Annotated in this window: 20 protein-coding genes; 1 reads left to right on the forward strand and 19 read right to left on the reverse strand. The window is 58.0% G+C overall.

All coding sequences use genetic code 11. The features are described 5' to 3' along the window. Positions 1-4: 4 nt before the first annotated feature. A complete protein-coding gene (gene nrdR / locus AACZ26_RS12470; protein WP_339622025.1) occupies positions 5-463 on the reverse strand; it encodes a transcriptional regulator NrdR in 459 nt (152 codons plus the stop codon). Positions 464-483: 20 nt separating this feature from the next. Then, entirely contained in the window at positions 484-1,797 is a 1,314-nt protein-coding gene (gene hisD, locus AACZ26_RS12475) for a histidinol dehydrogenase (protein ID WP_339622027.1), read from the reverse strand. 67 nt (positions 1,798-1,864) lie between these two features. On the opposite strand from hisD, the gene AACZ26_RS12480 reads away from it, so the two are divergent. Further along, a complete protein-coding gene (locus AACZ26_RS12480) occupies positions 1,865-2,386 on the forward strand; it encodes a flavin reductase family protein (RefSeq protein WP_339622029.1) in 522 nt (173 codons plus the stop codon). On the opposite strand, the gene dnaE is transcribed toward AACZ26_RS12480, so the two are convergent. The 17 genes from dnaE to rsmH form a co-directional block, all read right to left on the reverse strand. Next, complete coding sequence (gene dnaE, locus AACZ26_RS12485; protein ID WP_339622031.1) at positions 2,383-5,901, reverse strand: DNA polymerase III subunit alpha; 3,519 nt, start codon at positions 5,899-5,901, stop codon at positions 2,383-2,385. The two genes, AACZ26_RS12480 and dnaE, sit on opposite strands and share 4 nt — an antisense overlap. 67 nt (positions 5,902-5,968) lie before the next feature. Then, positions 5,969-6,889, reverse strand: coding sequence for an RluA family pseudouridine synthase (locus AACZ26_RS12490; protein WP_339622032.1), 921 nt, complete (start codon positions 6,887-6,889; stop codon positions 5,969-5,971). Between the two features lie 141 nt (positions 6,890-7,030). Then, entirely contained in the window at positions 7,031-7,858 is an 828-nt protein-coding gene (locus AACZ26_RS12495; RefSeq protein WP_339622035.1) for a DivIVA domain-containing protein, read from the reverse strand. Between the two features lie 126 nt (positions 7,859-7,984). After that, entirely contained in the window at positions 7,985-8,278 is a 294-nt protein-coding gene (locus AACZ26_RS12500) for a YggT family protein (protein WP_339622036.1), read from the reverse strand. A 42-nt stretch (positions 8,279-8,320) separates the two neighbouring features. Continuing rightward, on the reverse strand, positions 8,321-8,782 hold the full coding sequence (sepF, locus tag AACZ26_RS12505) for a cell division protein SepF (protein WP_339622038.1): 462 nt from the start codon (positions 8,780-8,782) through the stop codon (positions 8,321-8,323). A 36-nt stretch (positions 8,783-8,818) separates the two neighbouring features. After that, a complete protein-coding gene (locus AACZ26_RS12510) occupies positions 8,819-9,505 on the reverse strand; it encodes a YggS family pyridoxal phosphate-dependent enzyme (protein WP_339622040.1) in 687 nt (228 codons plus the stop codon). 5 nt (positions 9,506-9,510) lie between these two features. Then, positions 9,511-10,668 carry a cell division protein FtsZ gene (gene ftsZ, locus AACZ26_RS12515; protein WP_339622041.1) on the reverse strand — a complete coding sequence of 386 codons (1,158 nt, stop codon included), beginning with the start codon at positions 10,666-10,668 and terminating at the stop codon, positions 9,511-9,513. 178 nt (positions 10,669-10,846) lie between these two features. Beyond that, entirely contained in the window at positions 10,847-11,557 is a 711-nt protein-coding gene (locus AACZ26_RS12520) for an FtsQ-type POTRA domain-containing protein (RefSeq protein WP_339622042.1), read from the reverse strand. A gap of 316 nt (positions 11,558-11,873) precedes the next feature. Then, on the reverse strand, positions 11,874-13,316 hold the full coding sequence (gene murC / locus AACZ26_RS12525) for a UDP-N-acetylmuramate--L-alanine ligase (protein WP_339622043.1): 1,443 nt from the start codon (positions 13,314-13,316) through the stop codon (positions 11,874-11,876). After that, positions 13,313-14,407, reverse strand: a complete 1,095-nt coding sequence (locus AACZ26_RS12530; protein ID WP_339622044.1) for a UDP-N-acetylglucosamine--N-acetylmuramyl-(pentapeptide) pyrophosphoryl-undecaprenol N-acetylglucosamine transferase — start codon at positions 14,405-14,407, stop codon at positions 13,313-13,315. Before AACZ26_RS12530 ends, murC begins: the two co-directional genes overlap by 4 nt. Next, complete coding sequence (gene ftsW, locus AACZ26_RS12535; protein WP_339622046.1) at positions 14,404-15,774, reverse strand: putative lipid II flippase FtsW; 1,371 nt, start codon at positions 15,772-15,774, stop codon at positions 14,404-14,406. Before ftsW ends, AACZ26_RS12530 begins: the two co-directional genes overlap by 4 nt. Continuing rightward, positions 15,740-17,257, reverse strand: a complete 1,518-nt coding sequence (gene murD, locus AACZ26_RS12540; protein WP_339622050.1) for a UDP-N-acetylmuramoyl-L-alanine--D-glutamate ligase — start codon at positions 17,255-17,257, stop codon at positions 15,740-15,742. Before murD ends, ftsW begins: the two co-directional genes overlap by 35 nt. A 2-nt stretch (positions 17,258-17,259) precedes the next feature. Further along, positions 17,260-18,357: a phospho-N-acetylmuramoyl-pentapeptide-transferase gene (mraY, locus tag AACZ26_RS12545; RefSeq protein ID WP_339622052.1), complete on the reverse strand. Its 1,098-nt coding sequence runs from the start codon at positions 18,355-18,357 to the stop codon at positions 17,260-17,262. After that, entirely contained in the window at positions 18,354-19,757 is a 1,404-nt protein-coding gene (murF, locus tag AACZ26_RS12550) for a UDP-N-acetylmuramoyl-tripeptide--D-alanyl-D-alanine ligase (RefSeq protein ID WP_339622054.1), read from the reverse strand. Before murF ends, mraY begins: the two co-directional genes overlap by 4 nt. A 34-nt stretch (positions 19,758-19,791) precedes the next feature. After that, positions 19,792-21,525: a penicillin-binding protein 2 gene (locus tag AACZ26_RS12555; RefSeq protein WP_339622056.1), complete on the reverse strand. Its 1,734-nt coding sequence runs from the start codon at positions 21,523-21,525 to the stop codon at positions 19,792-19,794. A gap of 28 nt (positions 21,526-21,553) precedes the next feature. Further along, the gene (locus tag AACZ26_RS12560; protein WP_339622058.1) at positions 21,554-22,042 is read right to left on the reverse strand and encodes a hypothetical protein; all 489 of its coding nucleotides are present in this window, start codon (positions 22,040-22,042) and stop codon (positions 21,554-21,556) included. A 107-nt stretch (positions 22,043-22,149) separates the two neighbouring features. Further along, the gene (gene rsmH / locus AACZ26_RS12565; RefSeq protein WP_339622060.1) at positions 22,150-23,103 is read right to left on the reverse strand and encodes a 16S rRNA (cytosine(1402)-N(4))-methyltransferase RsmH; all 954 of its coding nucleotides are present in this window, start codon (positions 23,101-23,103) and stop codon (positions 22,150-22,152) included. Between the last annotated feature and the right edge of the window lie 8 nt (positions 23,104-23,111).

Raw genomic sequence — 23,111 nt, forward strand, 5'->3', positions numbered from 1 at the left:
GCGACTAGGTGGCAGTGCCGTGATCCAATCGAAGCTGGCTAATCGCAGAATCGAAGTCATCAAGGGAATCGAAGGCTTGGTACACGCTAGCGAACCGCAAGTACGCGACTTCATCCAGATCACGAAGCGGCGACAAGATGGCAAGACCGATCTCATTTGCATCGATCTGCGCGGCGCCAGTGGCCCGAATAGCCTCTTCCACTTTTTGCGCAAGCACTGCCAAGTCGGTATCAGTAACAGGGCGCCCCTGGCATGCCTTGCGCACGCCACTGACGATCTTCTCGCGACTGAACGACTCGACGACTCCGTTGCGCTTAATCACGTTGAGCGACGCAGTTTCTGTCGTGGAAAAACGACGCCCGCACTCGGGGCACTGTCGACGACGACGAATCGAAAGGCCATCGTCACTGGTTCGCGAGTCAACGACCCTGCTGTCAGGATGCCTGCAAAAAGGGCAATACATAGTGGGTCAAGCGTACCCGGTCAGCGGTCGCTGAATCGCATACTCACAGCAGAGCCGTGAGCGGGCAGATCTTCTGCTGAACTCAAAGCGACAATGTGAGGTTCCAGCTCGCGCAAAGCGTCGTGGCTGTAGCGAATGATTTGCTGCGGCCGGAGGAAAGTGTAGGCACCGAGTCCCGAGGAGAACCGTGATTGTCCGCCGGTAGGCAGCACGTGATTCGATCCCGCGAGATAGTCGCCCAAGCTCACCGGCGACTGGTCGCCAAGAAATATCGCACCCGCGTTATCAATCATGTCGAGCACTGCCCCAGACTCTTCCGTCTGAATCTCGAGGTGCTCGGGGCCGTAAGCGTTACTCAAGGCAGCGGCAGCAGCCATGTCGTTCACGAGCACAATTGCGGATTGTTGACCATCGAGTGCAATAGCTGCACGCTCGGAGTGCGCGGTCTCGGCCAATTGCTCCGCGAGGTGTGACCGTACAGCATCAGCAAGCTCTTCTGAGTCGGTGACGAGCACGGCAGCTGCGAGCTCGTCATGCTCCGCTTGACTCAGTAGGTCGGCGGCTACGAGTCGAGGATCGGCCGAACCGTCGGCGATGATCAGTATCTCGGTCGGGCCGGCCTCGGAATCGATGCCCACCACACCACGAACCGCACGCTTCGCGGCGGCAACATAAACATTGCCCGGCCCAGTAATGATGTCAACCGGGTCGAGCCCCAACTCGTGGACTCCATAGGCGAAAGCACCGATAGCACCGGCTCCGCCCATCGCGTAGACCTCGTCGACGCCCAAGAGACCTGCGGCGCCCAAGATTGTGGGGTGAACCGCTCCCCCGAAATTGCGTTGCGGCGGCGACGCTAGAGCGACCGATGACACACCAGCAACCTGCGCAGGAACAACATTCATGATCACGCTGGAGGGATACACTGCTTTGCCACCAGGAACATACAATCCGACTCGGTTGACAGGTTGCCAACGCTGAACAATCTCGGCGCCATCACCCAGCTCGGTCATCATCGGCTGCGGTACTTGCGCCTTGCTCGCGGTGCGGACACGATCAATTGCCAGTTCAAGGGACTCCCGAACGGCAGGTTCAAGGCCACGCGTCGCTCGGGTAATTTCATCCGCATGGATTCGAACCCGCTCAGGGAGAACGCCATCGAGACGCTCGGCTTGGTCGAGAAGAGCCTGCTCACCGCGCTCTCGAACATCGTCAATGAGCTTTATCGCAGCAGCGGATGCGACTGACACGTCTGTCTGCGCGCGCGGGATGACACGAGACAATTCCGCTCGATTGAGAGCGACGGACCGGAGATCAATAGTATTCAGCGACATGGCTTGACCATGCTAGTTCTTTCTCTGCTCGGAATTCGCCGTGGCCAATTAGGGTTGAGGAGATCATATGGATAATTCAGACGCAACAGACGGAATTGACGCCTTCAAGGGCGCCTTCAGACGGCACGCAGCGGGCGTCGCAGCGATCACCTCGGTCGCGCCCGACGGGCGCCCAGTCGGGTTCACAGCGACCTCTCTAGCTTCGCTCGCGGCCGTGCCGCCCCTCGCCACGTTCAACATGGCACAGGTCTCAAGCTCGTGGCCCGCGATAACAGTGGGCAACCAGGTCGCGATCCACATGCTCGGCCCGCGTAGTCGCCACCTCGCCGAGACCATGGCAGCGGATCACGACCTTCGATTTGTCGGTGATCACTGGAAAGCGAGCGAAAACGGGCTTCCACTGCTTGAGGGAGCGACCGCTGTCATGATCGGGCACATTGTGGATGTGCATCCGGTGCATAACAACGCGGTCGTTGTCGTAGAAATCGACCATGGTCTACTGGGCGAAGAAGATGAAGCGCTGCTCTACCACGAACGCACCTACATGCGCCCTGCAGCGCTCAGTGAAGACGCCGCATCTGCTCACTAGCCGAGGGATCCAGGACCGAGCAGCGACTTAACTTCGCCGTATAAATCGGCAGAGACCTTTACCCGATAAGGAAGCTCGAAGACTCGTGCGACATCACCACGAACGAGACGCAACCGCACCTCGACGTCGCCCGAGTGCCGGATCAGTACTTCGCCGAGCCCCGATACAACGTCGGTCGTAGCCCGCTGCTCCTTGACCGTCAGCACGATCGGTCCAGAACCTAAGCTAGGCCCGAGATCGGGTGAGAACATGCTCACAGCGTGAAGGTTCATCCCGTCATCGCGGGCACTCGCGCGACCTCGAACCACGACGATGGAATCGTTCACGAGCCCCGGAGCAAACTCCTGGTACGTCTTGCCGAGGAACATCACGTCAATTTCGCCGGCAAAGTCTTCAACAGTCACGATTCCGTACTGGTTACCGCTATTGCGGGCAACACGATGCTGCACGCTCGTCACAAGCCCCGCGATCGACACATGCTCACCGTCAGCCACGGCGTCTCCCGAAAGAACTTCGGTGATCGTGAAGTCTTGATGCTTAGCGAGCTGAAGCTCGAGGCCCGAGAGCGGATGGTCAGAGACATAGAGCCCTAGCATCTCGCGCTCGAAAGCGAGCTTGTCGCGCTTCGACCATTCAGGCCGATCAGGAACGCCATCATCATCTTCATCAAAATCGAAGATTCCGCCGAAGAGGTCGATCTGACCGTTAGCTTCGTTGCGTTTGAGGCTCACGGCCGAGTCGCACGCACCCTCATGTATCTCTAACAGGCCGCGACGCGTGGCACCCAGAGAATCAAAAGCACCAGACTTGATCAACGATTCGACAGTCCGTTTGTTAGCGACCTGAATCGACACCTTTCGCAAGAAATCGTGAAAAGACTCAAAACGCCCCTTGTCGGTGCGCGCCCGACCGATCTGCTCCACAACGGACGCACCAACGTTACGCACAGCCCCGAGGCCGAAACGGATATCGCCAGCGACAGCAGTGAAGTTCACGGTCGACTCATTAACATCTGGTGCCAGCACCTTGATGCCCATTCGACGGCACTCACTCAAGTACATTCCGAGTTTGTCTTTGGAATCACCAACACTGGTCAACAATGCCGCCATATACTCGGCCGGGTAATTGGCCTTGAGGTAGGCGGTCCAGTAACTCAGGACACCGTAACCAGCGCTGTGCGCCTTATTGAAGGCGTAGTCAGCGAAGGGCATGAGGGTTTCCCACAGCACCTTAACCGCTTCTTTGCTGTACCCGTTGTCGAGCATTCCGGTTTCAAAACCGATGAACTGCTTGTCGAGCTCTTCCTTCTTCTTCTTACCCATGGCACGACGAAGAACGTCTGCTTGACCAAGAGTGAAGCCAGCAACCTTCTGAGCAACCGACATCACTTGCTCTTGGTAAACAATCAGACCAAATGTTGTGCCAAGAATCTCTCGCAGGGGTTCTTCGAGCTCGGCGTGAATTGCGTCGATGCCCTCGAGCCCGTTCTTGCGAAGAGCGTACTTAGTGTGGGAGTTCATTCCCATGGGACCCGGGCGGTACAGCGCGATAACGGCCGAGATGTCTTCGAAGTTAGTGGGTTTGAGTTGCTTGAGTAGCGCACGCATTGGTCCACCATCGAGCTGGAACACGCCAAGAGTATCGCCGCGCGCGAGCAAGTCATAGGTCTTCTGATCAGCATCCAGATCGAGATCTTCGATGATGAGCGGAGACCCCGTGTTCGCTTCAATCATCTTGAGCGCGTCTTCGATCACCGTGAGGTTTCGAAGCCCCAAGAAGTCCATCTTGATAAGTCCGAGACTTTCAAGCGGCGGCTGATCAAACTGGGTGATGATGGCGCCATCGTCTTCACGGCGCATAATCGGCAAGACGTCGAGCAATGGTTCAGCGGAGAGAACGACACCTGCAGCGTGAACACCCCATTGACGCTTGAGACCTTCGAGTCCCACAGCCGTCTCGAAAACTTTCGCAGCCTCGTGATCTGTATCAACAATTCCGCGGATGTCAGCGGCTTCTTTATACCGCGCAGCATCTTTGTTTCGCACATCACCGAGCGAAATATCTTTACCCATGATGGCGGGAGGCATTGCCTTGGTGAGCTTTTCGCCCACCGAGTAAGGCATGCCCAGTACGCGCGCCGAGTCTTTCAACGCTTGCTTAGCTTTAATCGTTCCATAGGTGACGATTTGAGCGACACGGTCGTCGCCGTATTTGTCGGTGACATAACGAATTACTTCGCCACGTCGACGATCATCGAAGTCGACGTCGACGTCGGGCATAGATACACGCTCAGGGTTTAAGAAGCGCTCGAAAATGAGGCCGTGCGCCAGCGGGTCGAGCTCTGTGATTCCGACCGCGTAAGAAGCCATAGAACCAGCTGCGGAACCACGACCTGGGCCCACTCGAATGCCTTGCGACTTAGCCCACTGAATGAAGTCAGCCACCACCAAGAAGTAGCCGGGAAAACCCATCTGCTGAATGACGTCGACTTCGTACTTTGCCTGAGCCAAGTGCGCTTCAGACGGGGCATTGTTGAAGCGCTTGTTCATTCCACGCGCTACCTCTTTTTCGAACCAGGTAGCTTCTGTCTCACCCTCAGGAACCGGGAATCGCGGCATCAGATCGCGGCCTTCGAAATTAATCTCGGAGCGTTCAGCGATCAGGAGCGTGTTGTTGCAGGCTTCTGGATGCTCGCGGAATAGCGAACGCATTTCAGCCGCCGACTTGAGGTAGAACTCGTTCGAGTCGAACTTGAAGCGGTTGGGGTCATCGAGAGTGGAGGCGGACTGAACACACAGCAGCGCAGCGTGCGCAGTGGCATCGTGCGCGTGCGTGTAGTGAAGATCATTCGTGGCCAGAAGCGGCATATCAAGCTCTTTCGCGAGCTTGATGAGGTCGAGCATCGTGCGACGTTCAATGTCGATGCCATGGTCCATTACCTCGGCGAAGAAGTTCTCTTTGCCGAAGATATCTTGGAACTCGGATGCCGCTTGACGCGCCTCGTCATAAAGACCAAGCCGAAGCTTGGTCTGAACCTCGCCACCGACACAACCGGTAGTCGCGATGATGCCTTTGGAGTACTGGCTGAGCAGCTCGCGGTCCATGCGCGGCTTGAAGTAAAAACCCTCAATCGAAGCTCTCGACGAAAGCCTGAAGAGGTTGTGCATGCCCTCGTTGTTTTGGGAGAGCAGCGTCATATGCGTGTAGGCACCGCTGCCGCCCACGTCATCGCGGGCTTGATCGCTTCGCCCCCACCGCACACGGGTCTTGTCCCCGCGGTTAGTGCCTGGCGTCACATAAGCTTCTGTGCCAATGATCGGCTTAATGCCCTTGGCCGTCGCCTGCTTCCAGAAATCGTAAGCGCCAAACATGTTGCCATGGTCGGTGATCGCGATGGCAGGCATACCCTGCTCAACAGCAGCATCCAACAGCGGTCCGACGCGAGCAGCGCCATCGAGCATCGAATACTCACTGTGAACGTGCAAATGCACAAACGAGTCGTTATTAGCAGCCACAGACACTCCGAATTCTTTCGAAATCTAGCCTAAGCCAGCACCACAGACGGACTCTAACTGACGCGCCCTAGTCGGCGCGAAGCACCTCAAGTGCAGCCTGAAGGTCAGCCGGATATGGCGACTCGAATGTGACCGGTTCGCCCGTAGCCGGGTGCGCGAAACCCAGCTTATGGGCATGCAACCACTGACGCGTGAGACCCAAGCGAGCTGAGATAGTGGGATCTGCGCCATACATTGTGTCGCCAACGCACGGATGCCGTTGAGCCGCCATGTGAACACGAATCTGGTGAGTTCGACCCGTTTCGAGATGCACCTCAACGAGAGCAGCAGAGGGGAAAGCTTCGAGAGTCTCGTAGTGGGTGATCGAGTCTTTACCGCCGGCAACGACAGCAAATTTCCAACTCGATCCTGGATGGCGACCAATCGGTGCATCAATGGTGCCCGCGAGCGGATCCGGATGTCCCTGCACGATGGAGTGATAGATCTTATTAACTTCGCGATCGTGGAACGCCCGCTTTAACTCGGAGTACGCAAGTTCGGACTTCGCGACAACCATGAGTCCGCTTGTGCCAGCATCCAATCGGTGAACGATTCCCGCTCGCTCAGCAGCGCCGGAAGTAGAGATTCGGTAGCCAGCGCCTGCAAGAGCTCCGAGAACTGTTGCGCCATCCCAGCCGATGGAAGGATGGGCTGCAACACCCGCGGGCTTATCGATCACGACAATGTGCTCGTCGTCGTAGATTATTCCCAAAGTGTCAAGAACAACAGGAACAATCTGTGGCTCCGTCTTTGACACCCACGAGACCTCGATCCACGATCCCGCAGCGAGACGATCGGACTTTCCTACAACAGCGCCGTCAACAGATACTCCGCCGCTCTCCGCCACCTCAGCTGCAAAAGTGCGCGAGAAGCCCAACAGCTTGGCAAGGGCGGCGTCGACTCTTTGTCCCGCGAGCCCCTCCGGTACCGGCAAGCTTCGAGTTTCCACTGGTGCTCCTTGATACGAACGTCGAGTGATGCGGGATGAGATAGTCGACTGGCAGCGCCTCGAGAGCGCGAACACAGCAAAAGCCGCCAGCGGCGATGGAGCGAAAGCTCACATCGACCGGCTGACGGCCACTGCAAAAAACTAGTTTCCGGAGAACCCAGTGAAGTTAGCCGGTGGCTGCTGTGCCGACTGAGGCGCAGCGAAGTCTTCTGGCGTGAGATGACCAGCAGGCTGAGACACAGGAGCCTGTCCCTGCTGAGCAGAGTTGTCATTCGACGGAGCTCCTGCAGAAACGAGACTTGACGAGTCAAGCTCGTGCAGCTGGTCTTCGAGGTAGCTCTTGAGCTTCTCGCGGTATTCACGCTCGAAGCTGCGCAGCGACTCAACTCGACTTTCGAGGGCTTCGCGCTCCTGCTCAAGGGCGCCAAGTTGCTCGCGCTGCTTCGCTTCGGTCTGAGCTGCAATGTCGGCGGCAGTTGACTTGCTCTCAGCGAGAATATCGGCAGCTGATGCCTGACTTTCGGCGAGAATCTGGGCGGCGGATGCTTGACCCTCCGCGATAAGTGCGTCGCGCTTCTGGACACCCTCGCGAACGTGCTCTTCGTGAAGTCGACGCGCAAGCTGAAGCAGATTGTTGGTGCTGCTCGCGTCGTCAAGTGCGGACGATGTTGGCTCAGGAGCGGCAGCAGCGGGAGCGGGAGAGCTCTCGATTGCCGCAGGACCCGTCGAAGCAATCGCTGTGGGAGCAGGAGCCGAAGCGACTGCACTGCCTGCGGACTGCTGAAGTTCAGCCGTACGGGCCTCAGCGGCGCTCACACGCTGACGAAGCTCGTCATTTTCTTGATTAAGCCGGCGCAACTCAACGACGACCTCGTCGAGAAAATCATCGACGTCATCCTGGTCGTATCCCTCACGGAATTTTGTCGATTCAAACCGCTTGTTGACCACGTCTTCTGGAGTCAAAGCCATTGCCGCCACCTCTAAAACTTTCTTTCAACGTATACATAACGTTCAACGTTCGCGTCACATCGTACTGACGAAACCTGACTAGTTGCCGCATGCTATTCGACAAGAGTACATCCGCCGACGCTAGTTCTAAAAGCCTCGCAATATCGAGGTGAGAATTATGCACGCGAGCATCACAAGCATCCACGACAAGTCAAGTGCGCCATTGCCAATTCGAACCACCGGTACGACCCTACGGACGGCCTTGATCGGAGGATCAGTGATCGTGAAAACGAACTCCGATAGTACGAGTCCGACGCCGCTAGGGCGCCATCCACGCGCAAAAACCACGACAAGATCGAGAATGAATCGAGCCCACATCGCGAACATGAAAATATTGATGACATAAATAGCCACCGTGGCAACAATAGAAACCGGATTCACCCCTCTAGGTTACCGGTCGAAATGGGTACCGCCGCCCAGAGGCTACTGAGCGAAGAACGAAGCGTCGACGTCGGACTCAACTTCAGCCTGCTCACCGCTCACTGCAACATGGGCTGGCGAGAGAAGGAAGACCTTGCTCGTCACTCGCTCGATCTTGCCGTAGAGCCCCTGAGAGAGTCCGCTGGCGAAGTCAACGAGGCGACGTGCATCCGGCTCGCTCATTTGGGACAGGTTAATGATGACCGGAATGCCTTCACGGAAGTTCTCAGCGATGAGCTGAGCATCCTTGTACTGGCGCGGGTGCACCGTCAAAATCTCGTTCATCTCTGCCTCCGCAGTGCTGGGTGCAGCGCGACGCAACGGGGTAACCGGCGCGCGGTTAGCGCTCGTGTGAGCCGGCGCTGCTGCAACAGGGGCAACCGGCGCGGCTGGTCCCTGCTCGTACTCGTAGTCCTCGTCGGCGAGGCCGAGGTAGACCATTGTCTTGCGCAGTGGGTTAGCCATGATAATCCTCCGAATGGTGAAGCTTCTGCTTCGAGATTAACCATGGTCGGGTCGAATTCCCGTGATTGCCGTACCAATCCGAAGGTGTGTCGCGCCTTCAGCGATAGCTTCGACAAAGTCGCCCGACATTCCCATCGACAGAGCAGCGGCATCAGGATGCTGCTGCTGCACGCGCTCGGAAAGAGCTCGCAGCGTGGCGAATGCAGGTCGCGGGTCTTCGTCCAAGGGAGCGACTCCCATGATGCCCCGTAGCCGAAGCCCCGGAGCCCCGGCAACTCGATCCGCGAACGCCTCAAGGTCAGCGGCGATTACTCCGCCGCGACCGTGATCGTCAGTGAGGTTGACCTGCACGAAGGCATCAATTGCATTCACTTCGTCCTCGCTCGAGAGCGCTGTGATGAGCGAATCGCGATCAACAGAATGTACTGATTGACAATACGAACGCGCCTGGCGGGCCTTCTTACTTTGAAGCTGACCGACGAAATTCCAACGCAGATCGAGATCCGCGAGCTCTGCAGCCTTCGCCTGCGCTTCCTGATGACGATTCTCGCCGACGTCGCGAACGCCTAGTGCGTAAAGTTCACGCACGAGACTTGCCGGGTGGAACTTTGTGATGACGATACGCGTGATAGACGACAGATCACGGGATGCCGCACGTGCTGCATCCGCGATTCTGTCGTCGACCGCTGCGAGTCGTTCGCCTAACGGAGTCAGGTCGACCATCGTGGCTACTTCAGAAAATCAGGAACGTCGAGATCGTTGTCGTTCTCGTCGTCATCGTCAAAGCTGCGATCGATCGGCGTAGCCGGCACCGCGCTCGGCTGCGACTTCCAGTCGGCGGCTTTCGTCGATGCGGAGTCATCCGCCGCGATGTGCTCGGCCGGAGGCTCAGGAACAACGTAGTTCGTACGACGCCCTTCAACAGGCTTAGCCGAGGGCTCTCCCCCATCGAAACCTGCAGCGATAACGGTCACACGCACTTCATCACCAAGAGTGTCGTCGATAACGGCACCAAAAATGATGTTGGCTTCGCGATGAACGGCTTCTTGAACGAGACGTGCGGCATCGTTGATTTCGAAGATGCCCAGATTGGATCCACCCTGAATCGAGAGCAACACACCGTGCGCTCCGTCGATGCTGGCTTCGAGCAACGGGGAGGCAACAGCCAACTCAGCCGCTTTTATGGCCCGGTCGGCCCCGCGTGATGAGCCAATACCCATCAGTGCAGAACCGGCACCCTGCATGACCGACTTGACGTCGGCGAAGTCGAGGTTGATCAGACCGGGGGTTGTGATGAGGTCTGTAATGCCCTGAACTCCGGCGAGCAGAACCTGGTCAGCGGTCGAGAAAGCCTCAAGCATGCTGATGCCTCGGTCGCTTATCTCGAGGAGGCGATCATTAGGAACGACGATGAGGGTGTCGACCTCGTTCTTGAGGGTCTCAACACCAATTTCCGCCTGCGAAGAACGGCGCTTGCCCTCGAACCCGAAAGGCTTCGTGACAACACCGATCGTAAGCGCGCCAATCGACTTGGCGATGCGCGCGACCACGGGGGCGCCACCGGTACCGGTTCCGCCGCCCTCTCCGGCGGTAACGAAGACCATATCGGCGCCGGCAAGAGCTTCCTCGATTTCTTCGGCGTGATCCTCAGCGGCACGTCGGCCAACCTCAGGATCAGCACCCGCTCCAAGTCCTCTTGTGAGTTCGCGACCGACGTCTAGCTTGACGTCGGCGTCGCTCATGAGCAGCGCCTGGGCGTCGGTGTTGATCGCAATAAACTCGACGCCTCGCAGGCCGAGCTCGATCATTCGGTTGACGGCGTTCACGCCACCGCCACCGATGCCGACTACCTTGATGACTGCGAGGTAGTTCTGGTTTGATGTCACTTTCGGCCTCCACTGGAAACTATCAACCTCGACTTGAGGTTTAAAGTTATGCTCAGTATGTATTTCTTTTGTTGAGAGTATGCGGACACCGCCCTGTGCTGACGCACCGTAAGCCGCGTGTCGGAAAGTGTTCAGCCAAATCGAGGTCTTTACGCTCACTGCTGGGGTCAGGCGCCGCTTAGTTCGGACGGAAGATCCCGTTACTCGGCGCTGACACGTCGAACTCGCCGGCCTCACTGGGATCTCGTTGAGCTATGAGCGCTTCGAGCAGAGCCGCTTTCCGAGCGGAATCACTCGCACTGCCCCACACCACGCCTTGGCCAACTCCCGAAAGCACAAACGACACGTCGTCTTTTGTCGTAGCCGACACGCTCTCGACCCGGGCCCGCAGGTCGGCCGGCAGTGAGAGCAATACCTCCGTAACCGCCGCGAAAGCGGGACTCGAAGCATCCGCTTCTCCGATGCTAATCAGCGGTACGCCTGCAATCCGCTCGGCAGACTCTTGGATAGTGATGCCAGCCGGGTCGACAAGCCTAAATACTCCATCGATCTTGACGGAGCCGATCGGCTCCCGTTCAACGATGTGAACAAGAAGAGTGTCCGGCGGCACAATCTCTGTGACGTAGCTGCGGATCAAAGGGAAAACAGACAACTCTTTGTTGATGCTCTCGAAGTTGAGCAGCGCGAGCGGAGTGCCCTGCTGCGTCTCGACAGCCGCCTGAATCTCCGCGGGATCGATACGACTCGTGCCGTCAACTACGACGGTACGAAGCGCCAAGATAGGAGAAAAAACCGCCACGGCAATGAGGCCCACGAGGACTGCAACAAGACCCGAGACTGAAAGAACTGCATACTTGCGTGCGCGTGCTCGACGTGTGAAGCGTCTCAACTCCGCCTTTTCCGCACGTCTACGGTCACGAGCCGCACGTCGCAATTGTCGTTTTGCTACGACGTCGGGGGTCGGCTCGTTTCGACTGATACGAAAATTCCTACGTACCGGCAAAGATCGTTGCGCGCTCTCGGGAGCAGGAGCACCGTTACGCTCGCGTGAGTCAGGCTTCGCGCGCCGACCGGCTACAGATGACGAACCGGGTTTCGCGGCACGAGAAAACTGTGGCGCGTTCGATGCGGTAGCACTCGTGTTGCGCCTACGGCGCGGCTTTGACGGCGCTGGTTCCGGCTGCTGCGCCGCTTTATCGAATCCTTCAGGCCTCTTCACTCGGCACCTGATCTGCACCTAATGCGCGAGCTGCGTCAGCACGACGATCGATTGCGGCGACGAGTTGCGGGATGATCCGGTAGACATCTCCACAGCTCAAGGTCATCACGATATCGCCCTCGCGAGCGATGTCAGCCACACGCTCAGCAGCACGTTCCCAATCGGGCTGAAAGTCTACGCGTGAAGAATCGACAAAGCGCGACGACACAAGTTCCCCCGTGACGCCGGGGATTGGGTCTTCTCGGGCGCCAAAGACATCGAGCACAACAGTATGGTCAGCGAGACGTTCGTATACCTCGGCAAACTCCGAGGCCATGTCACGAGTGCGACTAAACAAGTGCGGCTGGTGCACTGCAATCAACCGACCACTACCGACAACACTGCGGGCTCCGCTTAAAGCCGCTTCGACCTCAGTCGGGTGGTGAGCGTAGTCGTCATAAACGCTGACCCCGTCGACCACTGCGTGGAGTTCGAAGCGACGCTGGGTGCCCGCAAATGTAGAAACAGCGTCGATCGCCGCTGAAAGTTCATGGCCAAGCCCCACAAGCACTGCGATAGCGCCAGTCGCGTTGATGGCATTGTGACGTCCTGGAACGGAGAGCTGAACGCGCTCTTCACGTCCATCGACGACGATCGTGAAGGCAACGGGTCCGAGCGATGTGATGGAGTGGATCCGCACCGTGGCATCCGCTGCCTCTCCAAAGGTCACCACATTGTGGTGCGCGAGGCGCTTGGTAACCCGCACCGCTCCAGCATCATCGCTCGAGACGACAACCGCTTCCGTGGCTTTCGATGCGAACTCGACAAATGCGTCATCGAATGCTTCGTGTGAGCCGTAGTGATCAAGGTGATCGGCATCGACGTTTGTGATGAGCGCAATAGCGGTTGAGTACAGCAGGAACGATCCGTCCGACTCATCGGCTTCCACGACGAAAAGGTCATCTGTGCCCGACCCTGAACTGGTATCCAAGCCTTGGATGATGCCACCGTTAACAAAACTGGGAGACGCACCCAGTTCGCGCAAAGCCGTAATAATCATTCCGGTAGATGTCGTCTTGCCGTGTGCACCAGCGACTGCAATCAGGCGATCGCTACCGACGAGCCAAGCGAGTGCTTGCGAACGATGAAGCACAGGAATTCCACGCTCGACCGCCGCAGCGTACTCAGGGTTATCGGGCCAGAGTGCACCCGTGTAGACGAGTGCCTCAGCCTCGCCGAGATTCGCCGCATCATGACCGATCGCGATAGTCGCGCCTGCGGAGCGCAGAGACTCAACGTTGGCGTTCGCGGCGCGGTCCGATCCCGTAACGGTGATTCCAGCATCCAGAAACATACGAGCAATGCCGCTCATTCCTGAGCCACCAACTCCGACAAAATGCGCCGAGCGCAAGGGTCCTGGCAGCGGCATAGACAAGTCGGGGAAGATCATGATGTCAATGGTAGATCGCGACCGAGGGCCGCATCGACGAGCTCGAGCATCCGGTCCGTTCCATCGAGCGAACCCACCGTGGAAGCCTGAGCCGCCATATCGGCGATGAGCGCTCGTTTGCGCAGCATCGGGACAAGCTCGGAGTTCACCCACTGCGGAACAAACTGAGCATCAGCAACAAGAACCGCGGCCCCCGCGTCGACAGCGGTACGCGCGTTGTACTTCTGCTCGCCATTACCCACCGGGTAGGGAACATAGATAGCGGGGATTCCGAGTCCAGTGAGTTCAGCGACGGTCGATGTACCGGCACGAGCAATAGCGAGATCCGCAGCCGCCAGGGCAAGCTCCATACGGTCGCAATACTTCACCACGACGTAGCCGGACAGTTGCGGATCGTCGACGGCATCGCGATACTCGCCCGTGATGTGAAGCACCTGCCAACCAGCGCCAAGAATGCGCGTGATCGATGCTGAAATGGTGTCATTGATGCGCTTCGCACCCGAGGATCCGCCCGTCACAAGCAGCGTCGGCTTCGCCGGGTCAAGTCCGAAGAACGGGTCTGCTTCTGCACGGGCCGCAAAACGATCGAGGGTTTCGATCTCAGCGCGCAACGGCATACCGACGACAATACCACCACGGATCGGCGTTCGATCGAACGCTGTCCCGACGAAAGAAGTGAAGAACGATCCGAGCCTGTTGGCAATTCCCGGACGGCTATTTGCTTCATGGATGACGAGCGGAATTCCTGCCTTCCGAGCTCCTAAATAGGCAGGCGCTGCAACGTAGCCGCCGAACCCAACGACCACATCGACACCGCGCTCCGTGATGATCGAAACGACTTCATCGATCGTCGAACGGAGACGCTTGGGGAAATCCAGCGCCGCACGGTTAGGACGACGCGGAAACGGCAACTTCGCAATCGTGAGCAGTTCAAAGCCACGTTCGGGGACAAGGCGAGCCTCAAGCCCCTCTTCGGTTCCCAAGACCAAGACCTCAGCCTGAGGTTCGCGCAGACGGATTCTTTCGGCAACGGCAAGAAGTGGATTGACGTGGCCAGCAGTGCCACCGCCAGCCAATAGATAGGTGGTCATCGGCGTCCTCGGGCTCGATTGGCGGCCAACATGCGCGAACGATCAGCAGCTGACTGAACAGGATCCACAGGCGCTGCAGCGGTGCTCGCGTGTGCGGAATCTTTCGAACGCGCCGGAGCCGCCGAGTCACGCTGCAACGATGAGCCTGACTTTCCTGCCCGCGCGAACGACAGCACGATGCCGATAGCAAGCAGAGTCGCAATCAGCGCAGAGCCTCCAGTAGAGATGAGTGGCAATGGCACGCCGAGAACAGGAAGGACTCCCAGAACAACAGCGATGTTGACGAAAGCCTGACCGACGACCCACACCATGACGCCCGCAGTGGTGATGCGCACAAAACTGTCGTTCGTGGAACGAATAATTCGAACAAACGCAACGGCAAGCGTCACGAAGAGCAGCAGCACAACGACGGCGCCGATCAAACCAAGTTCCTCGCCGATGATCGCAAAAACATAGTCACTATCCGCGTGCGGTAACCATCCGCGCTTAGCGACCGAGTTACCTAACCCGCGCCCGAAGAGGCCGCCCCCCGCAAGGGCCCAATAGGCATGCTCGATCTGCCAGCATGAATCTTGATAGTCGAGCGCTGTGCATCCGTTAAGCCACACTCCGATGCGCGAACTTCGCGAACTGCTCGTGCTCGCAAACATAATCGCGCCGAGCGCAACCGCGATCACACCAACGCTCAGGAATCGCAAACGAACGCCGGCAAAGAAAAGGCACGCAAAAACGATGAGCAGCATGATGGATGCTGTGCCCAAGTCGTTTCCGATGAGCACGAAGCCAATCGCAGCACCGGCGACCGGTCCCACCGGAAGAAGTACCTGTTTCCAGTCCGCGAGTTGATCTTGCTTAGTTGAGAGAACCCACGCGACCCACACGATCACAGCGACTTTGACGAACTCCGATGGCTGCGCGCTGAAAGATCCGATCTGAATCCAGTTCTGGTTTCCGCCGTAACCCCAACCAATTCCCGGAACGAATACAAGGAGCTGAAGGACGCCACCCAGAATCAGCCCCGGAAGCGCCCAGCGCTTCCAGAATCGCACAGGCGCGCGAGACGCAAGGAGCATGAGGGGAATGCCGATGAGGGCGAATGCGGTCTGCCGCAGAAAACTACCGAAGAACCCCTTGTCGGCCGCATAAGACTCCACCGACGATGATGAGAGCACCATCACAAGTCCAAAAATGACCAAAAAGAGAGTTGTGCCAAGTAGCAAGAAGAAGTCGCTCGACTGGGCCGAGAAGATCTTCTTCACGGGAACCCGCGCAGCAACCGGCTTCGATGAAACCGGGGGTGCGGCAGGGTGAGGGCGAGGCTGCGGTGCGGAGTTAGTCGGCCGCTGTGGTCGCTGAGGAGGCGCCATCGTCGTTTTCTCCTACCCGTTCCAACACTGCAGCTGCGAACTTGTCTCCACGATCCGAATAACTACTGAACTGATCCATGGATGCCGCTGCCGGCGCCAATAAGACTGTGTCACCATCTGCAGCGATCCCATGAGCTATCTCAACAGCGCGCGGCATCACGTGCTCAGTGTCAGCCGCGTCAACCTCGAAGACTGGAATCTGGGGCGCGTGTCGCTCGAATGCGGCCCGAATTGCCAGCCTCTCGCTACCAATAACGATGGCAGCCTTGAGCCTGTCCGCGTGCTTCTCAACAAGAGGTGCGACATCGACACCTTTCAAGAGTCCGCCAAGTATCCAGACCACGGGATCGGCGGCAGAAAGCGAAGCGCTCGCAGCGTGGGAGTTAGTTGCCTTCGAATCATTGATCCAGCGCACTCCCCCACTCACGATGACGACCTGATTGCGGTGGGCATCAATTTCGAAACTCGCGACTCCTGCGCGAAGTGCTTCTACGGTGACTCCTGCCGCCCGCACGAGCGCACTCGCTGCCAAGATATTGGCGACCATGTGCGGTGCGGCAAAGTTGCGCTGCTGCAGTTCGTCGAGCGTAAAGAGTTCGAGCGCCGAGTTATGGCGATCTTCTCCGAACGCACGGTCCGCGAGAATGTCACTCACGATGCCAAAATCGCTGGGACCCGGCGTATCAAGCCCAAAGCCAATTGCTCGACATCCCTCGATCACGTCGGCCTCTTCGACCATCGTTTGAGTCTCGGAGACTGCCCTGTTGTACACGGCGGCGATTTTCGTATTGGCGTAGACCGTACCTTTTGCTTGTGCGTACGCGTCTCGCGAGCCGTGCCAGTCCAGATGATCATCGGCGAAATTGAGGCACACGCTTGCCAGCGGTGAGATCGCGCCGGCGCCATCGCGCGGCATACCGTGCAGCTGGAAGCTCGAGAGTTCCACAACGAGAAAATCAAAGCCATCGGGGTATCTGATCGCATCGAGAACGGGGATCCCGATGTTGCCCACAGCGCCCGCACGGTAGCCCGCCGTGCTCAGAATGTGCGCCGTCAATTGCGCCGTTGTCGTCTTGCCGTTGGTGCCCGTGATCGCGATCCATTCGGCAGGCGTGCCTGTCTTATCGTGCAGTCTCCAAGCGAGTTCGATCTCCGTCCACATCGCGACGCTGTTCGCGCGGCACCACTCCACGAGCGGGTGATCGAGTGGGTATCCCGGAGAAACAATCACGACATCTGGCTCGTGCTCCTGCAGTGCCGAAACTTGGCTTTCTGGCACACCGCCTAGCGCAAGTGTGGCTCCAATAACCTGAGCCATCTCGACGCGGTTGGCGGATGCGGAATCCGCGATCACAAGCACGTCAGTCTTCAATTCTGAAAGAGTGTCGGCCGCGGAGAATCCAGTCGCGCCGAGTCCGAGAACCGCGATGCGGAGCTCGCTCCATGCCGCGTTCCAACTGGTGAATGAAGTGAGATCACGCACAGCTACTGGTTAATCCATTCGAGATAGAAGGTTCCGACTCCAGCCGCCACGAAGAGTGCTGCGATGAGCCAGAAGCGCACCACAACCGTGACTTCCGCCCATCCTTTGAGTTCAAAATGATGGTGCAGCGGGCTCATGAGGAAGATGCGTTTACCGCCGGTGATTTTGAAGTACGCCCGTTGAAGGATCACCGAGCCGGTAACGATGAGGAACAGGCCGCCGATGAGGACAAGCAGGAGTTCGGTGCGGCTCATAATCGCTAGAGCAGCAAGAGCACCACCGAGGCCGAGCGAACCAGTGTCACCCATGAAAACTTGTGCGGGGGATGTGTTCCACCAGAGGAAGCCAATCAAGGCGCCCGCGATTGCAGCCGCGATGATGGCGAGGTCCAGTGGGTCACGCACTTCGTAGCACTTGTACAGCACTTCACGGTCGATGCTCGGGTTGCTGCAGGATTGATTGTTCTGCCAAAAACCGATCACGATGTACGACGAAATAGCGAAGATAGCGGATCCTGTAGCGAGACCATCAAGGCCATCCGCGACGTTCACTCCGTTTGAGGTGCTCACGATAATCAGAGTCACCCAGATGGCGAACAAAATAGCACCTGCGACGACACCGAAAGTCGCCAGATCAAGCCAAGAAATATCGCGAATACCCGAGATCATTGATGATGCGGGCGTCAATCCACCAGGATCAGGAAAATTGAGTGCGAGAGCTGCAAAGCCCGCAGCAATGATGACCTGACCAGCAATCTTCGACCAGCCACCGAGGCCGAGACTGCGCTGTTTGCGCGTCTTCATGAAATCATCAATGAATCCGATCAGACCGAGACCAACCATGAGGTAGATCACGAGGAGACCCGACAGAGTCACCGGTTCGCCGGCAACCCAGTGGCCGACGAAATAACCGATGGTCGATCCGAGGATGAATACGATTCCGCCCATGGTCGGTGTGCCGCGCTTGGTGTGGTGGCTCTCGGGGCCATCGTCGCGAATGAACTGCCCCCACTTCAGGCGGACAAATAGCTTGATGAAGAGCGGGGTCAGGAGCAGCGTAAAGACGAGAGAGAATGCGGCCGCGATAAGCAGTGCGATCATGCGTTCACCCCGGCAATCCGGTCACCCAGGTGTCGCAGGCCAGCAGAGTTCGACGATTTCACCAACACAACATCGCCTTCTCGCAGTTCTTCACGCAGCACAGCGTATGCCTCTTCGACGCTATCGACGAGGACCGACTCTCCATCCCAGGAACCTTCGAGTCCTGCAGCATTATGGATGTGGCGAGCCGCGTGACCCACGACGATCAACTTCTGAACATTCAGCCGCACAATAAGGCGGCCAATTCTGTCGTGCTCCTCGTTTGCATAATCGCCGAGTTCAGCGATCTCACCGAGCACAGCAACTGAGCGATTCTGCGGTCCGACTACCTGCACGAGTGTCTTAAGCGCGGCCGCCATTGAATCGGGACTCGCGTTATAAGCATCGTTGATCACTGTGATCCCGCCGGGAGCTTCTAAGAGTTCCATTCGCCACCGTTCAGCGCGCTCGATCGACTCAAGCGCAGCAACCGAAGTACTAGGCGAGATGCCGAGTGCTCGCGCTGCCGTGATGGCCGCGAGAGCGTTCGTGACGTGATGTTCGCCCAAAATGCGCAATTGAACGGGAATCACCGCATCGCCGATATGAAGATCGAACGAGGTGCCCTTTGCTGTGGCTTGGATGTCATCGGCCCAGACATGGGCGGTCGAGTCGAGACCGAAGAAGGCCACTTTCGCCTCCGTCTGCTGCGCCATAACTTTGACGCGACCGTCGTCGCTATTCAATACGGCAGTCGCGGTCGAAGGCAGGCTAGAGACCATTTCGGACTTCGCTCTGGCCGTTGCTGCGGCATCCCCGAACTTTCCAATATGCGCCAGCCCAACCATGAGCACGATCCCCACGTCGGGCATCACGACAGATTGCAAGCGGGCGATGTCTCCAATGCCGTCTGCACCCATCTCAACTACCAAGAATTTAGTGGCATCAGAGACCTGCAACATTGTGATGGGAGCACCAACATCGTTGTTGAAAGACCCCTGCGGCGCGACCGTTTCTCCCACACTCTGCAAGATCGAGCGAAGCATGTTCTTCGTCGTCGTCTTGCCGTTGGAGCCCGTAACGGCGACGACTTTGAGCTCACCCTTGCCTCTTACCGCAGCAACCACGAAGCGAGCGAGTGCCTGAAGAGCGGCAACGCCGTCGTGCACAATAATTTGAGTAACGTCGAGGTCAAGCGGGCGCTCGGCAATCACAAGTGCCGCGCCGTTTTCGAGGGCTTTCGCTGCGAACAAATGCCCGTCGGTCGTTTCTCCGCGGAGGGCGAAAAAAATTGATCCCGGGGTGTTAAGGCGCGAATCCGTCTGCACGCTGCTCGCCGAGAGTCGCCGCTGGCTATCACTGCCGTCACTCAACTGCCCGCCCATGGCGGTGGCAATTTCGGCAAGACTCAGTTCGATCACGTCATGTGCTCCAGGGTTGATGTACGCGGGGAACTCACCAACGTAACGGCAAATCGGGGCCCGAGGTGCTTGACGGTGTCACGCGGTAAGTGGTGAGCGTTTGGGCCATGATGTCGCGGAATGTCGAGGCAATGGCGCCGGAATATATGCTATCTGGGATGCCCGCCGTTGCGATCACAATGTACTCAGGGTCATCTGCAGGGGCGAGGCCAGCGTAGGAAATAACAACGTTTCCGCCGTAGGAACCATTCTCTGCTACTTGAGCAGTACCGCTCTTGACAGCAACCCGGTACCCGGGGATTGCAAGGTTGGGAGCCGAACCGCTCGAGCTGTAGACCATCTCCATCATCTGCAAAGTCTGCTCTGCAGCCGCCTCGGAGATAACGCGAGTTCCCTCGGTCGACGGAATGTCCGTGACCGTGCCATCGGGCCGTGTGCAACTCTCGACGAGCACGGGAGGCAAACGCACGCCCCCGTTGCCCAGCGCCTGATAGGCACTCGCCATCTGAATGGATGTCGTGCTGAGCCCCTGTCCAAACTGAACCGCGTAGTTGGTACGCGCGTCCCAGTCTGCAGCGTCGTAGAGTGTTCCGCTCGATTCACCGTTGAAGCCTATGCCCGTTGCTTGACCGAGGCCGAACTTCGCGAGGTAGTCGTGACGCGAAGCGGCATCCAAAAGATCGGTATATTGCGCGATCGCGGTGTTAGACGACTCGACGAGTGCACCGGCAAGTGTGAGGCGCTGGTCTTCGTGATAGAAGGAGTCGCTAATGATTCCACCGCCGTTGGCGAGCTCGAGAGCGTAGGGCGAAACCACCTGTGTGCGCTGATTAGCGACACCTGCATCGATGAGCGATGCTGCCGTCAGCGCCTTAACCGTGGAGCCCGGCTCATAAGGAGTGCTGAACGCACGGGAGCCAAGCGCACCACGATCTGCAAGGTTCACATTATTGGGGTCGACTGTGGGCCAATCGCTTACTGCGAGTAGATGAGCGTCACTAACGCGCATAACGACACCGGTTGCCCACGTGGCACCAAGAGATTCAGCGGTCTGCGCCATTCGCTGCTGCACGTAAAATTGCAGATCACGGTCGATTGAAAGAGCGATCGTGCCGCCGTCGTCGGGAGAAAGTGTCTCCACCGCGCTGCCGGGAAGAGCAACGCCGTCTTCACCCCGTGCGTAACTCGCTTCCACGTCAGTGCCCGCAAGGCATTCGTCGGCAGTAAGTTCTACGCCAGCCTGCGGTCCATCGGTTCCAATAAAACCCACAAGGTTCCCGGCGATTTCACCGTTGGGATACGTTCGCTCGGGGTTGAGCTCGTAGTAGAGCCAAGAAATATCGAGATCATCGACGGCTTGATACTGCTCAAGCGTGATGCTCTTCGCGAGGTACTCAAAGTCAGACTCTGGGTTCTCAAGAATCATCGTGAGCATCTGATTGGGATCTCCACCGATAATTTCGGTGATTTTTTTGAGATCTTCAAGCACCACAACGGATGCGTCCTTACGCAAGAGCGTAACGCGGGGAGAAATCACAATGTCGAACCGTTCGACGCTGTCGGCAAGAACCGCGCCGCGAGTGTCAACGATGTCTCCGCGGGTGCCATGCGTAACTCTCGTCAAGGTGCGTTTGGTGTCGGCCTCGGCGTTCAAGGCTTCCGCCTGCACAATTTGCAGGTCGACCAAGCGCACCATGAACACGGCGGTCAAGACGGCAATAGTGAGAACGACAAACGACACTCGAGCGCGAGTTGAGCGTGCTTTCATCGGTCCTCCCCCAGAGGGTTCGCCTCAATCATCGCGTGACTGGTGCAGGAATTGCGTTATTGGAAGGCTCTGGCGCGGCGGTCCCTGCCGTCGCCGCGGCTCCACCGGGGGTCGCGGCCACCGGAGACTTCGCCGCTGTTGCCGCGGCAGCCGCCGATTCGGCGCTGACAAGAGGAATCCCAGAGAGAAGGGTGTTGCCGACAAGCCCACAGCTCCCGCCACAACCTGTGGGGTCAGCACTTCCTGGTAGACGGAACACTGATCCATCCGTGATGTCTAGCGAGTACGGCGTTGCATTCGGGACCATACCTAAACCGGCAGCTTGCGCAGCGAGGTTTTGCGATGATGACTGCAACGAAAGTGACTCGAGGAGACTCTGCTCGGTACGCATGAGCACCTTCTGCTCGTACTGCAACGAATCAATCTGGTAGGCACCCTGCGTAACGACGATGCTCAGCAACAGTTGTGCAGCAAGAATGACGAAGAAGCTCGCGACCGTAACCACTGCGTAAAGCATGCGAGGCCGCGCCTTACGCTGAGCTCGCGTTGTAACAATCTCAATATGAGCCGGTCGCTCCGATGGGCGGCGTAGAGGTTGTGGCTGCGCATAGGCGAGATTGGTGCTCATGTGGTGACTCGCATTCGTTCAATCGCTCGCAGTCGTACGGGCTTTGCTCGGGGATTAAGGTCTTGTTCTGCTTCGCCTGCCTGCTCTGAACCACGAACGAGGAGCTTGAGCTCCGGCTTGTGCTCGGGAAGCTCGACAGGCAGCCCGGCGGGAGCAGTAGAGCGCGAGCGACGCTGCAATTCGCGCTTCACGATGCGGTCTTCGAGCGACTGATAGGCCAATACGACCATCCGGCCACCCAAAGCCAATGAGTTGATCGCGGCAGGAATAGCACGCTCAAGAACTGAGAGCTCCTGATTGACCTCAATACGAAGTGCTTGGAACACTCTTTTAGCGGGGTGTCCAGCACGCTGGGCTGCGGCTGGTGTAGCAGCGATGATCAACTCGACCAGTTGAGCGGAAGTTGTCAGCGGTTGCTTCTCGCGGAATTGAACTATGCGGCTAGCGAAACGTGGAGCGAGCTTTTCATCTCCGTACGCGTAAAAAATACGGCGAAGTTCGAGCTCGCTATAGGTCGCGAGGATGTGCTCTGCCGTCACCGGCGTCGAGGCATCCATTCTCATATCTAGCGGAGCGTCCTGAGAATAGGAGAAGCCCCGCTCAACACGGTCGAGCTGAAGTGACGAGACTCCGAGGTCGAAGAAAATGCCCTCGACTGCCGGGATTCCCAGCGAAGCGAGTGCCTGCGGAATCTCGTCGTAGACAGCATGAACAAAGTGCGTGCGGCTAGCGAAAGGCTCAAGCCGACGTCGAGCGATAGCAAGAGCGTCCTCGTCTCTATCAACCCCCACAAGCGTGAGGTCCGGGAAACGCTGGAGGAAAGCCTCCGCGTGGCCGGCCATTCCGAGAGTTCCGTCGACGAGAACGGCTCCGGGAGCGCTCAGCGCGGGCGCAAGCAACTCGATGGAACGTTCTAGGAGTACTGGGGTGTGGATGGTGTTGTCAGCCATGGCGTATG

It is taken from the genome of uncultured Salinibacterium sp. (genome assembly GCF_963974405.1).
GTDB lineage: Bacteria > Actinomycetota > Actinomycetes > Actinomycetales > Microbacteriaceae > Rhodoglobus.

Excerpts from the sequence above, each read along its gene's own strand:
- nrdR (WP_339622025.1), bottom strand. The coding sequence starts at position 463 with ATGTATTGCCCTTTTTGCAGGCATCCTGACAGCAGGGTCGTTGACTCG.
- hisD (WP_339622027.1), bottom strand. The coding sequence starts at position 1,797 with ATGTCGCTGAATACTATTGATCTCCGGTCCGTCGCTCTCAATCGAGCG.
- AACZ26_RS12480 (WP_339622029.1), top strand. The coding sequence starts at position 1,865 with ATGGATAATTCAGACGCAACAGACGGAATTGACGCCTTCAAGGGCGCC.
- AACZ26_RS12495 (WP_339622035.1), bottom strand. The coding sequence starts at position 7,858 with ATGGCTTTGACTCCAGAAGACGTGGTCAACAAGCGGTTTGAATCGACA.
- sepF (WP_339622038.1), bottom strand. The coding sequence starts at position 8,782 with ATGGCTAACCCACTGCGCAAGACAATGGTCTACCTCGGCCTCGCCGAC.
- AACZ26_RS12510 (WP_339622040.1), bottom strand. The coding sequence starts at position 9,505 with ATGGTCGACCTGACTCCGTTAGGCGAACGACTCGCAGCGGTCGACGAC.
- murC (WP_339622043.1), bottom strand. The coding sequence starts at position 13,316 with ATGATCTTCCCCGACTTGTCTATGCCGCTGCCAGGACCCTTGCGCTCG.
- AACZ26_RS12530 (WP_339622044.1), bottom strand. The coding sequence starts at position 14,407 with ATGACCACCTATCTATTGGCTGGCGGTGGCACTGCTGGCCACGTCAAT.
- ftsW (WP_339622046.1), bottom strand. The coding sequence starts at position 15,774 with ATGGCGCCTCCTCAGCGACCACAGCGGCCGACTAACTCCGCACCGCAG.
- mraY (WP_339622052.1), bottom strand. The coding sequence starts at position 18,357 with ATGATCGCACTGCTTATCGCGGCCGCATTCTCTCTCGTCTTTACGCTG.
- AACZ26_RS12555 (WP_339622056.1), bottom strand. The coding sequence starts at position 21,525 with ATGAAAGCACGCTCAACTCGCGCTCGAGTGTCGTTTGTCGTTCTCACT.
- AACZ26_RS12560 (WP_339622058.1), bottom strand. The coding sequence starts at position 22,042 with ATGCTTTACGCAGTGGTTACGGTCGCGAGCTTCTTCGTCATTCTTGCT.
- rsmH (WP_339622060.1), bottom strand. The coding sequence starts at position 23,103 with ATGGCTGACAACACCATCCACACCCCAGTACTCCTAGAACGTTCCATC.